Origin of the sequence: Hyphomicrobium sp. ghe19, from assembly GCF_902712875.1 — a bacterium.
Taxonomy (GTDB): Bacteria; Pseudomonadota; Alphaproteobacteria; order Rhizobiales; family Hyphomicrobiaceae; genus Hyphomicrobium_B.
On the sequence record NZ_LR743509.1, the window covers coordinates 1346715 to 1358745 of the forward strand.

10 protein-coding genes are annotated in these 12031 nt (G+C 56.6%); all 10 read left to right on the forward strand.

From position 1 onward, the window contains the following. Window positions 1-22 precede the first annotated feature (22 nt). The 10 genes from AACL53_RS06365 to AACL53_RS06410 all read left to right on the forward strand — a co-directional run bounded on the left by AACL53_RS06365 (window position 23) and on the right by AACL53_RS06410 (window position 11968). Entirely contained in the window at window positions 23-1156 is a 1134-nt protein-coding gene (locus AACL53_RS06365; RefSeq protein WP_339083622.1) for a glycosyltransferase family 4 protein, read from the forward strand. Further along, complete coding sequence (locus AACL53_RS06370) at window positions 1153-3090, forward strand: hypothetical protein (protein ID WP_339083624.1); 1938 nt, start codon at window positions 1153-1155, stop codon at window positions 3088-3090. The genes AACL53_RS06365 and AACL53_RS06370 overlap by 4 nt, the downstream gene beginning before the upstream one ends. Then, window positions 3080-3883 (forward strand): DUF1616 domain-containing protein, encoded by an 804-nt coding sequence (locus AACL53_RS06375; RefSeq protein ID WP_339083626.1) that lies wholly within the window; start codon window positions 3080-3082, stop codon window positions 3881-3883. Before AACL53_RS06370 ends, AACL53_RS06375 begins: the two co-directional genes overlap by 11 nt. Next, on the forward strand, window positions 3883-5124 hold the full coding sequence (locus AACL53_RS06380) for a glycosyltransferase family 4 protein (RefSeq protein ID WP_339083628.1): 1242 nt from the start codon (window positions 3883-3885) through the stop codon (window positions 5122-5124). Before AACL53_RS06375 ends, AACL53_RS06380 begins: the two co-directional genes overlap by 1 nt. Then, entirely contained in the window at window positions 5121-6704 is a 1584-nt protein-coding gene (locus tag AACL53_RS06385; protein WP_339083630.1) for a hypothetical protein, read from the forward strand. Before AACL53_RS06380 ends, AACL53_RS06385 begins: the two co-directional genes overlap by 4 nt. Further along, the gene (locus AACL53_RS06390) at window positions 6691-7665 is read left to right on the forward strand and encodes a glycosyltransferase family 2 protein (protein ID WP_339083632.1); all 975 of its coding nucleotides are present in this window, start codon (window positions 6691-6693) and stop codon (window positions 7663-7665) included. The genes AACL53_RS06385 and AACL53_RS06390 overlap by 14 nt, the downstream gene beginning before the upstream one ends. Next, the gene (locus AACL53_RS06395; protein ID WP_339083634.1) at window positions 7662-8966 is read left to right on the forward strand and encodes a lipopolysaccharide biosynthesis protein; all 1305 of its coding nucleotides are present in this window, start codon (window positions 7662-7664) and stop codon (window positions 8964-8966) included. Before AACL53_RS06390 ends, AACL53_RS06395 begins: the two co-directional genes overlap by 4 nt. A 10-nt stretch (window positions 8967-8976) precedes the next feature. Continuing rightward, window positions 8977-10191, forward strand: coding sequence for a cellulase family glycosylhydrolase (locus AACL53_RS06400; RefSeq protein WP_339083636.1), 1215 nt, complete (start codon window positions 8977-8979; stop codon window positions 10189-10191). A gap of 64 nt (window positions 10192-10255) precedes the next feature. Then, window positions 10256-11026 (forward strand): class I SAM-dependent methyltransferase, encoded by a 771-nt coding sequence (locus AACL53_RS06405; protein WP_339083638.1) that lies wholly within the window; start codon window positions 10256-10258, stop codon window positions 11024-11026. Between the two features lie 228 nt (window positions 11027-11254). Continuing rightward, window positions 11255-11968 (forward strand): acyl-CoA acyltransferase, encoded by a 714-nt coding sequence (locus AACL53_RS06410; protein WP_339083640.1) that lies wholly within the window; start codon window positions 11255-11257, stop codon window positions 11966-11968. Window positions 11969-12031: the final 63 nt, after the last annotated feature.

The window sequence follows — 12031 nt, forward strand, 5'->3', positions numbered from 1 at the left end:
AGGGCAGACTGCGGGGCCGGCAATGCGTATTTTGATGGTCGCGGCTCGTTACTTACCGTTCGCGGGCGGCACCGAAATGCACGTTCATGAAGTTGCGACGCGCCTCGTCAAGCGTGGGCATGCTGTCTCAGTGGTGACCGCCAATCCGGGTGGTGCACTACCCGAGCACGAATATACTGCGGGTGTCGATATTATACGAGTTCGCAGCTGGCCGAAATCCCGCGATTGGCAATTTGCGCCGGGTCTCCCTCGCGTCATCGGAAAATCGGAATGCGATGTCATTCACGTTCAAGGCTATCATACATTCTTCGCGCCCTTCGCGATGTGGGCCGCGCGACGTCATGCGATTCCATTTGTCTTGTCGTTCCATAGTGGCGGGCACTCTTCAACGTTGCGCAACCGCTTGCGCCATATCCAGGCGCGGATGATTGCCCCTTTGGCGCGGCCGGCCCAGCGATACATTGCTGTTTCGAGATTCGAAGTTGAACATTTCGCTGATACGATGTCGCTTCCAGCCGACAAGTTCCTGGTGGTGCCGAATGGAGCCAATCTCAACGCGTCGTTACCTTCGCCAGACGTGGAGAAAGACGAAAATCTGATACTTTCGATCGGCCGGCTGGAACGGTACAAAGGCCACCATCGAGCGATCGACGCGATGCCGTATCTGTTGCGCGCACGCCCTAAGGCGCGACTGCAAATCGTCGGGACGGGTCCATACGAACGCGCATTGCGACAGCGCATCCACCGGCTTGGCCTGGATGACCATGTGACTATCGGTTCTATTCCGGCATCGGACCGTTGCGCCATGGCGACCCTTCTGGCGCAGGCGCGCCTGACTGTACTTTTTAGCGCTTACGAAGCTCATCCCGTTGCCGTGATCGAAGCGCTCTCCCTAAACAAGACCGTTCTCGTGACCGCGACGTCGGGACTGCGCGAGCTTGCCGACCGGTCTCTCGCGTACGCCGTTCCTCTTGACGCGAGGCCCGAGGCAATCGCTGCAGCGATGTCGAATGCTATGGATATCAAGCCGACGCTCAGGTCGCTCGAGCTTTCGACTTGGGATGAATGCACGGCGACTCTGGAGAACATCTATAAAGCTCTGTTAGCAGAGCGCCCGGAAGCGCCTCGCTTCTCAACCCCATGTGAGGCGAGATGAAAGGCCGGCTGCAGTCCGTGTTCCGCTTGGCGCGACCGTTGTTTTCCGCGGATGTGGAATATCCGGATGAATTTGCCAGCGAGGTGCATAGCGATTGGGGTTGGTTCCCCGCTCTCGCCTTATGGTCGGGTGTAACGATTGTGGTCGCGGCCGCGGCCGCCGAAGCCAATCGGCGCGAATTTTCGTTCGCATCGGCGATGTTTTACGCGTCAATTGCAGCGCTCATCTTTCCGATTGCATGCCGGATGGTCTGGCCAGGCGTTCCGCGAGCGGAACGAATAGCGACGATTTTGCTCGCCGCTGTCGGACTGTTCTGCCTCCGTCTCATCCATGAACCAATTTCGTTTGTTGACCACGACGCGTTTCTTCATTGGGCCACGGCTAACGACATTATGAGGACGGGAAAGCTCTTCACGCCGAACCCGCTATTGCCCATTTCGCCGGTCTATCCAGGTCTCGAGATCATCGCGACGGCGTTGTCGGAGTTAACGACACTCTCGATTTTCGTCTGCGGGCAACTGTTGATGTTCGTTTGTCGAATGATTTTCGTCATCTGCCTATTTCTTTTCTATGAACGGCTCTCCGGTTCGTCGCGGGTCGGGTCGCTCGGTGTGCTGGTTTACATGGGGGCATCAAGCTTCGCATTTTTCGACACGACGTTTTCCTACGGAAGCTTAGCGCTGCTTTTCATGGTCATCGCGTTGCTGGTTGATAACCGCATGGGAAAGACTGCCAGTTGGCGGTGCTTCTCCATTGTCGCTCTTCCCGTACTTGGCGGGCTTGCTGTCACGCACCATCTCACCGCGTTCATTACGGCATTCCTGTTGACTGGGATGGCGGCTTTCGAGGTTGCACGACGCAAGTCGACGCGGTCTTTCGGTCACGTGATTGCGATGCCGGTTGCTGCCCTGATTTTTTCTTTCGGCTGGAGCGTTTGGACTGGAAATCCAAGCGAAGACTATCTTGGACCTGTTTTCGGCCATGCCATATCGGAAGCCTCGCGCTTCCTATCTTTTGAAGGGGGCCGAATTCCGTTTGTCGCCGAAGATGGAACCACGGCTCCTCTTTGGCTGCGGGTAACGACGGTTCTTTCGGTAGTCTTGCTATGCGCCGGATTGGCAACGAGTTTCTTTCGCGCTTTGGCTCGGGCCGGAGTGCCCGTTCTGTGGGATAAGTTTCCAACGGATTGGCGAGGCTTTCTCAAATGGGACAGTAGCAGGCTCGTCATTCTGACGCTGGTGACGTTTGCGTATCCGATCAGCATCATGCTGCGGATGACGCGCGCCGGTTGGGAAATCGGCAATCGCATCGGACCATTCGCATTCCTCGGCGTCGGCATCGTCGTCGCCATCGGTATCGTGACGTTCTGGCAGAAAGATTCGCGAAGCAGGTTGCGGTCCGGTCTCATCGGCACAGCCATGACGATCATCGTGATCGGCGGCATCTTCAGCGGCAGCGGCAATTACATCCTCGGCAGTCCCCGCTATCGCGTCTCCGCCGATTCCGCATCAGTCGAGCCTATGGCGATAAGCGCTGCAACGTGGACTCGTCAGTGGCTCGGAACCCGTAATCGCTTTTTTTCGGACCGTACGAACCGATTGCTATTGGCGGCTTACGGCGGACAGCAGGTCGTTACTTTGCTTTACGACAAGCAGGATCTTGGAGACGTGGAATTTTCGCCAAAGTTTGGGCCACTCGAGCGTGAGGCCATTCGTGAAGCCTCGGTCGATTATTTTCTTCTCGACTTCAGGTTGACCGAACAGCTGCCGTTGATGGGCTTCTATTTCGATCCCGGCCCGGTTTATCGGGAGCCGCCGGATCCACAGGTCCTCTTCAAGTTCAACAATGTCGCCGGAATTAGCCGCGTTTTCGACAACGGCTACCAGTCAATCATCAACGTTGCTCAAGCCCGGGACAGCACCGATGCCCCCTAAAGCGGCCTTATGTGCGATGCTTGCCGTTTTGCTTCTCGCGTCGTCGTTTCTACCCGATGCCGTCCGCGTGCTTGTCGCAGTCCCGATGGTTCTTCTAGTCCCAGGCTATGTTGCCACCAAAGTCGCGTTTCCCGGAGAGCCTTTGGATTTGGAACGGCTGGTTTTCGCCGTCGGCGTCAGCCTCGCGGTCACGGTGCTCATCGGCTTCATCTTGCATGTGGGTCACATGATGAATGTTGCCGGTTGGTCTCTTGGGCTTGGTGGATTGACTCTCTTCATGCTGCCGTTTGCAAAATGGTGCGCGTCCGAGCCGGCGCCGTTGCCGGTGTTGAGCGGCGCGCAGAAGCTCTCCTTGACCTTTGGTTCTTTGCTTGCGGTTTCGGCGGTGTTGCTGTCGGGCGTCGGATATAGGCAGCATAGAGAATTTCATTTTACCGAATTGTGGATGGTGCCGACGCAAACCGCGCCAACCTATTGCCTCGGCATCACGAACCAAGAGCAGAGCGCGATGCGTTACGATTTGGAAGTCGTCTCGCCTAACGCGGTTATTGCGTCTTGGAATGATATCCCGCTTGCAGCCGGAGCGACCTGGCAGCGCGATATTCAGTTGCCGATTATGCGGAATGCGTCCGTCGAACAGCGTTTCACTGCACGTCTTTACAAACACGCTGAACCGGCAGCTGTCATGCAGCGCGTGTGGGCTTCAATTCCGTCTACCGCCGGGGCGAAGCTTGTGCATGTCAGCGACATAAACGGCGCTGACGAACGGCCGGACATCGAGGGAGCGCGCTGATGCGAATTCTCATGCTCAGCCAGTTTTTCCCGCCGATTATTGGAGGCGAGGAGCGCCACGTCAAAGTCTTGAGCGAAGCTCTCGTTCACCGTGGACACGACGTGAGCGTCGCCACCATCAAGCATGGTGACCAGCCTGACTTCGATATCGTCTGCGGCGTCAAGATCTACCGCTTAGAGGGTATGCTCCAGCGAAATGCCGTTCTTTTCACGGAGGGTCAGCGGCGGCATGCTCCACCCTTTCCCGACCCCGAATTGACGTTTCGTCTCAATCGCGTTGTGCGCGCGGAAAATCCCGATGTCGTGCACGCGCATAACTGGCTGCTCCATTCCTATCTGCCGCTACAAAGGATTTACAAGAAGCGGTTGGTGGTGACGCTTCACGATTACAGCAGTGTGTGCGCCAAGAAGAATATGATCCACGCGGGCGTCCCTTGTGGCGGGCCTTCGACATTCAAATGCCTGCCTTGTGCCGGCGAGCACTACGGCAATCTCAAAGGCGCCGTGACGTGGCTGATGAATTCCTCGCTCGGCAAATCCGGGCTCGGTCAAGTCGACGCCTTCATTCCGGTCAGTCATGCCGTTGCGTTGCGATGCGGGCTCGATTCCGAACGTGATCAATACGAAGTCATTCCGACCTTCATCTCAAATGACGTAACGAGACTCTGTGATGGGCAAGATGCGCATCTCGCTAAGCTCCCGAAATCAGACTTTTTGCTTTTCGTTGGTGACCTGACGCGCCTAAAAGGCATTCACACGCTGCTTGCGGCGTATGGACGGATGCGAGGAGCGCCTCCGCTCGTGCTGATCGGCCGGCGCTGCAAGGATACGCCAACGGATCTGCCGGGTAACGTCACCCTTCTCGAGAGCTGGCCGCATGCCGCCGTGCTGCACGCCTGGAGCCGATGCCTTTTTGGTGTCGTGCCGTCGGAGGGGCTCGAAACCTGCGGGACTGTTGTCATGGAGGCCAATGCTTTCGGGAAGCCGGTCGTTGCCAGCCACACGGGTGGCCTGTCGGAGACGGTGATCGATGGCAAGACCGGCATCCTTGTTCCCCCTGGTGACATCGATGCGTTGCATGGCGCCTTGCTCGCCATGTTGCAGAAGCGTGATCTTCGCGAGCGGATGGGTGCAGCGAGCCTAGTGCACTCCGAAGGTTACATGCCCGATGCCATCATTCCGCGCATCGAACGAATCTACGAGGGTTCGAGGCCTTCGCAATTTGCGGAGGCGCGACGGTGAAAATCTGCCTTGTCATCGGCCATAGGTGCGCACGCGAGTGGCACAACCTGCTTGCGATGCGGTTGGTTCACGAACAACACGAGGTCGCAATTTTCGTTAGCGAAGGAGGTGCATCACTTCCCGCTCTTATTGTGACGACATTGGCTTTCGAGCGTCTGGTCTACGGCATTGCCGCAAGGTCGCTGCTGACCGCTGTCGTCGTCGATAAATCATTCGATGGGATCCGGCGTACTGACGATGTCAGTGAAAAATTCGACATCGTCTTGCGGGTCGATGGAGACGCATCTTCAGCGCCCACTGGCGCACGCTATATTTATCCGGTGTTCAATGGCTTTCAAAGCGAAGTGGGCGCCGTTCACGCCATCCTGGACGGCCAAGAAGTCATGATCGGCGTGGAGAGTTCCGGCGAACGCTCGCATGCGAATGGGTATGCCGTTGAAACTGAACTTCCGACGATCATCGGCAAGACAATCGACAATGCGTGCGCGCGGATGATTGATCTTTTGGCTTGGCGCTGCACGCCTGCGAGCACGCGGCCCTCCGGATTGAAGAACATTGATCTCTGCCGAACGAGCAACACTCCAGAACTTGTTCGGCATGCAGCAGTTACTCTTGCGAAACGTCTTTTGCGGCGGCTCGATATGCTTGCCCGCGGTGGCGACCGATGGATGATCGGTTGGCGACACGTCGGCAATCAGCCGTTGGAGATTGATGGGGGCAGAGCGTCGCTGAGTTATAGCCGGTTGGCCGATGACGGGCAGCGTTTTCTCGCCGATCCATTTCCCATCGTTTCCGGCGGTCGCTCGTGGCTATTTTGTGAAGAGTATCCTTACGCCACGGGGCGCGGAATTATATCGGTCATCGATCTCGACGATCCCAATGGCGTGGCGCGCCCCATCATCGAAGAGTCGCATCATCTCTCGTATCCGATGGTATTCGCTGACGGCGGCCGATGGTGGATGATTCCGGAGTCCGGTGCCAGCAACCGCATCTCGCTCTATCGTTGTGAGGCATTTCCTTTCAAGTGGACGCATGAAGCGACCCTAATCGATGTCGCCGCATCCGATCCAACGCTTTGCCGTGACCAGACAGGCTATTGGCTGATCTTTACGTCGTGCGAAGGGACTGGATCGCCATCCGACCGTCTCTGTCTTTATCACGCGCCGACGCTGCACGGCCCTTGGCGGCCGTGGGGGCAGCAGCCGCTGGCCATCGATGCGCGGACGTCACGTCCGGCCGGCCACATCGTCAGCGTCGGTGGCGCTCTCTACCGTCCGACGCAAGATTGTTCGAGGCTGTATGGTGGCGGCATCGTTTGGTGCCAATTCTGCCTGCCTCTCGACAGGCCGTTCCGGCAAGTCGAAATTGCGAAGTTGTCGCCTAAAGACGCCAGATCATTCCGCGGCGCTCACACCTATAACCGCAGCGGCAACATTGAGGCGATAGACGTCTACGGCGCTCCTTCAGACGATGCGATCGATTTGAATTTTCTGCCGGTCGCGACGCCGAAATTAAATTCGGTTGGCGGCGGGGCTTCTGCGCATCGAACCGGTCAGGAGTCCGCGAATGTCAGCGCGTGATAGCGTCTCCGTGATCATTTGCGTCCACTCCGAAAAGCGTTGGGACGCTATCTTCGAAGCGGTCGACTCGGTCCGATCTCAGAGCTGTCTCGTACTAGAAACTCTGATCGTCGTCGACCACAACGCCGAACTGGAAAGGCGTCTCGGAGAATCGCTCCGAGGCGTCACTGTCGTTCCCAATAACCAGGATCAGGGGTTATCCGGCGCCCGCAATACCGGAGTCGCCCTTGCGAAAGGGGACCTGCTGCTATTCCTCGACGACGATGCCGTACTCGAACCGGATTGGGTCCGTGAAGCCCTGAAGCATTTCGGCAGCGGCAAGACTTTGGGCGTTACGAGTCGAATCGTGCCGCGATGGCAAGGGATCAGACCTTTCTGGTTTCCGGACGAGTTTCTTTGGGTCGTGGGGTGCACCTACGAAGGCATGCGGCCCGGAGCTGTGAGGAATCTCATCGGTGCTGCCATGTGCGTTCGGCGCGATGTGTTCAGCCGCGTCGGCGGTTTTAATCAACGTCTTGGCCGGGGCAGCGGCCGGCTTCCGATGGGCTGCGAAGAAACAGAGCTTTGCATCCGCGCCGGGGCGGCCTTTCCAGGCAGCGCGTTTATCTTCGATGCAAAGCCTTGTGCTTTTCATCTCGTCGGCAATGAACGCCTGACAGTGGGCTATTTCATTCGCAGGTGTTTTGCGGAAGGCAAATCAAAGGCCGCACTTGCGGCGGTCGCACAACCGTCGGCGGCGCTTTCAACCGAACGACGGTATGTCACGAGTGTTCTTCCGCGCGGGGTTCTACGCGGAATATCTTCATTCTTCCGCGGTGACGTCGGAGGCTTCGGCCGGGCTAGTGCCATCGTCGTCGGCTTCATCGCGACATTAATTGGCTACGTGCGCGGAATGGGATTTGGCAAGGCCGGTCGTTTCGCGCATCAGCTTGCTCTGCGCGGGTCAGGAGAGACCCGATGAGAAGACTGCTCCGCTTCTGGATGCCACGACTAAAAAGCGATCTGATCGTGAACCAGACACTCTTGACGAATGCCGGCTTTCTGACTGTTGCGGCTGCTGCGAGCGCCCTGATGGGCTTTGTGTTTTGGGTCTGGACGGCGCGCATCCTTTCTCCTGAACGACAGGGACTTGCTGCCGCGACGATTTCGGTGATGAACCTCATGGCTTTCTGCGGTGAATTTAGCCTTGGCACACTTTTGATGGGGCGCCCCGACTCCGGGCGTGGTGTGTACGGATTAATAACTGCAGCCATATTGTGCGGTGCTCTGACGAGCTTAGCGGTGGGTTGTATTTTTATCGGTTGCAGCGGTTGGCTGTCTCCGCAACTTCAATCGATGCTGAGCAGCCACAGCCTTGTGTTTCTTGCGGGAGTGGTCGCGACAGCGATCGCAATTACAGCCGATGGAGCCGCCATCGGGTTGCTTGCGAGCTGGGCCCGTATGTTGCGTGAAATCGTCTTTTCGTTGCTGCGCTTGCTGCTGCTTTTTCTTGTGCTTTCATATTCCTTGGCACCTCAAGCATCAGCAATTGTAGCTGTTTGGATTGCGGCGCTTGCCGCCTCTCTCGGCTGTACTCTCGGTTATGCCGTTTATCATCGCGAACTGCTCGCGTGGCCTGATTTTGCCGGGCTTAGAACCTATACCGCTGACATCCTCGGCCATCACATTCTCAATATTGGCGCACTCGGCCCTTCGATCGCGTTGCCATTTCTTGTGACCGTGGTTTTGTCTCCGACCGTCAACGCGGTCTTTTATGCGGCATGGATGTTGCTGCAGGCGGCGATGCTTGTGCCTGCAGCTGTTGGCACCGCGCTTTTCGCGACGTCGTCCTCCGATCCCGATACAGCAGCGCAGCGTTTGCGGTTTTCGTTGGGATTGTCGGCGATTTTTGGGTTTTTGGGCGGGGTTGCCTGTTATTTGTTCTTGAACCCGATTCTAGGCTTTTTCAATCCACGGTATCCTGCGATTGCCGGCGCAGGCTTGGATTGGCTGGGTTTCAGTTTGCTGCCGATCATGATCAAGTATCACTATATCGCCGTCATGCGATTGCAGCGTCGAATGACGACGGCTGCTCTCATGATGTTCGCTGGGGCGCTTATTGAAATCGTCGCCGTCGTTGTCGGCGGCTTGAGCGCCGGTCTGTTTGGCCTCACGGCCCTTTGGCTGGTGGCCGTTACGCTGCAATCGCTCGTGCAGCTTCCCGCGATCATCAACGCTGCAGGCTGGAACGCGCGGTTCGGCCCGCCAGTGGTGCAGAGTTGAGGTGACGATCATGCGATGGCGCGCAATTTTCGGTCTGGTGGCACTGGTTGTTTCAGCGCTTTTGCTGCTGCCGGCCCACCTTTCTTACGGCGTGGATCGGTCCCCATTCGTAACTAGTAGCGGAACTCATTTCGTTGCCGATGGGGTTCCTTTCTATGTCGCCGGCGTCAACAATCACTATCTTCCTTACGGATCGCGGCAGGAGGTGATCGACGTTCTTGATGACGCGGTCGCGATGCACGCCAATGTCATACGGACATTCATTCAGCCGGTCATAGGATCGCTCGACAACAAAGTGCCGGCCATTTGGGATTGGAAAAGCACGGCTGAGACGAGCAATCTCGGGGTGCACGGCGTCTACATGCTCTATTGGGATGCGACACAATCCCGGATGGCGATCAACGATGGCCCGAACGGGATGCACCGCATCGACTTTCTTCTGGAGGAGGCTCGCAAGCGGGACCTCAAGGTTATCTTGGCGTTTCTTGATTTCTGGTCATACACGGGCGGCGCCCAACAGATGCGTGCTTGGTACGGCAGCGACGACACTTACACATTCTTTGCGAAGGACCAGCGGACAACCGCCGACTACAAGAACTGGGTGCGGGCAGTCATCACGCGGGTGAATAGTATCAACGGCAAACGTTATGCGGACGATCCGACCATCTTTGCGTGGGAGCTGATGAACGAACCGGACATTCATCCGATTCCACTTCTCCGATTGTGGTTGGCCGATATGGCTCTGTTCGTGAAATCGCAAGATCGCAATCACTTGCTCGCGAGTGGTCACGGCAATTCAAACGGTGATTTCTTTGATCTCCAAACCGATGGCATTGATTTCGGTACTTGGCACGGTTATCCGCGTTTCAACGACATAACTCCCGCCGAGATGAACGAACGCATCAACGCCTTCTGCGCGATCGGCGCGAGATACAACAAGCCTGTGCTGCTCGAGGAGTTTGGTTGGTCCAGGGTTCACGAGAACCAGATCGGCGTCTACCAAAACTGGCTGAATACGATCTATCAGAACCAAGACTGCTCCGGCTGGATGGTCTGGCGTCTTGTTTCGCGGCAGGACAGCGGGAAGTATCCGGACGACTCGGTCGACGGGTTCGATATTCACAATGATGATAGTCCGCTGTGGCGCCTTATGCAGGCGGCAGCCGTACGGCAAATTTCGAAGCCCACTCTTTCTTTTTCAATTCAAGATCCATCAACCAAATAAGCTCATGACGTTTGTCGCGGCGAATTTTTTGAATCATTCTGATCAGTAATACTGCGAGTATCTTATGACGATAGAACATACTGTAAACGGTAATCCACGCGGCACGCGCCAAGAGATCGACGCCTTAAGAGGCACAGGTCTTCTTCAGTCCAGGGATGAGTGGGCGGCGCGCAACGACGAGTTGTCGGCTTCGTTGAACCAGCTCATTCGGCGGTATCGCCTTGCCAGGACCGACAATGCCCTGGACGTCGGCTGTATGTCGGGCGAGCTGACAGATCGTTATGGCGAAGGGTTGAATCTCCGCTGGTCGGGCATCGATCCGGATATTCCCGAAAGCAAAATTTCCCGCAACGGCGCGCGTCTCTATCCAGGGTTCGGCCACCAGCTGGCTTTTCCAGATGATCACTTCGACTGCGTTACCTTTGCGAATGTCTACGAGCATGTGCCGCCTACACTGCGCGCGGCGACACTAGCGGAGATCTACCGCTGTTTGACGCCAGGGGGAATTCTTGTCGGACAATTGCCTAATCCGTACTTTCCCATCGAGTCGCACAGTCGCCTGCCGTTCCTTGGTGTATTGCCGCGATCGCTTCAGCGCGTGTATTGGCGGTTGACGCCCACGGGTTGGGATTTCGAGAAGGCGCATTTTTTCAGCGTCTCGATGAACGATCTTAAACGAAGAGCGCAGGCGTGCGGCTTTGAGGTCATTGCTGTCCGGAATTTCAACTACTCGGTGCGCGCGATACCAAAATCGGTGCATTGGCTCGCGGCCATTCATTCGCGACTTGGGATACTTCCATGGGCTTGGCAGTTCGCATTCCGCAAGCCGTTGTAAATTATAATTTCGTTTTTAAATTTTATACCGGGGATCTTCATTACGATCATGAACGATAACGCGCCATTCACCAGAGCCATTTGCCGGGAAATCGACGAAGCAGATCTCGAGGGGGTTGCGGACCTTCTTGCGAAAGGTTTCCCAACTTACGATCGCGCAGTTTGGAAAGGAGTCTGTCAACGTCTAGCCGATCGACCCTGGCCCGGAGGCTTTCCAAGATTTGGATGGATGTTGGAAAGCAAAGGCCGTGTCGTCGGCTGCATTTTCACAATTTTCACCGCTGTCCCCGTCGATCCGCAAGTCGAGATTCGTTGCAGCACGTCAAGTTGGTATGTGGAGCCGGAATTTCGTGGCCAAGGCTTCCGGTTGGCGCGCCAAGCAGCCAAATTCAACGACGTCATTTATTTTAATCCAACACCCGGCGCCGGCACGCGTCCTGTTCTCGATCATCTGGGGTTCGCGCCTTACTGCAGAGGACATTTCTTGGCCGTTGCGGCGGCGAGCCCTACTCGCGCACATGCACGCATCTGGGATTATGCCGATTACAATTCAGGGGGCTCAAAGCTTTCGGCCGCGGATGCTGCGTTGCTGGCCGATCACAGCAATTACGGGTGTATCAGTCTCGTGTGCGAAACGGGTGATATAGCACTTCCGTTCGTGTTCTTGAGGCGCAGGCAATATGTGTCCTATGCGCAGTTGATTTACTGCCGACAGCCTTCTGACATCATCAAATACGCAGGGTCGATCGGTCGGCATCTTCTCAAGCGCGGCATCCCGCTTCTGGCGATCGATTGCAATGGCCCCATCAAGGGATTGATCGGGCATTTTATGGATAACAAGCCGAAGTTTTTTAAAGGGCAGAGGGCCCCGCGACTTGGCGACTTGGCCTATAGTGAGCTGGCCTTCTTCGGCGATTATGTCAGCGGATCCCGCGCGGAATAAAAAGGTGTTGGATCGGTGGTCGGGGCGTGCGCCGAATTCTGGAAAAATAAATGCGCAAATGGA

Coding starts and splice junctions, on each gene's coding strand:
- AACL53_RS06365 (WP_339083622.1), top strand. CDS start 23: ATGCGTATTTTGATGGTCGCGGCTCGTTACTTACCGTTCGCGGGCGGC.
- AACL53_RS06370 (WP_339083624.1), top strand. CDS start 1,153: ATGAAAGGCCGGCTGCAGTCCGTGTTCCGCTTGGCGCGACCGTTGTTT.
- AACL53_RS06375 (WP_339083626.1), top strand. CDS start 3,080: ATGCCCCCTAAAGCGGCCTTATGTGCGATGCTTGCCGTTTTGCTTCTC.
- AACL53_RS06380 (WP_339083628.1), top strand. CDS start 3,883: ATGCGAATTCTCATGCTCAGCCAGTTTTTCCCGCCGATTATTGGAGGC.
- AACL53_RS06390 (WP_339083632.1), top strand. CDS start 6,691: ATGTCAGCGCGTGATAGCGTCTCCGTGATCATTTGCGTCCACTCCGAA.
- AACL53_RS06395 (WP_339083634.1), top strand. CDS start 7,662: ATGAGAAGACTGCTCCGCTTCTGGATGCCACGACTAAAAAGCGATCTG.
- AACL53_RS06400 (WP_339083636.1), top strand. CDS start 8,977: ATGCGATGGCGCGCAATTTTCGGTCTGGTGGCACTGGTTGTTTCAGCG.
- AACL53_RS06405 (WP_339083638.1), top strand. CDS start 10,256: ATGACGATAGAACATACTGTAAACGGTAATCCACGCGGCACGCGCCAA.
- AACL53_RS06410 (WP_339083640.1), top strand. CDS start 11,255: ATGTTGGAAAGCAAAGGCCGTGTCGTCGGCTGCATTTTCACAATTTTC.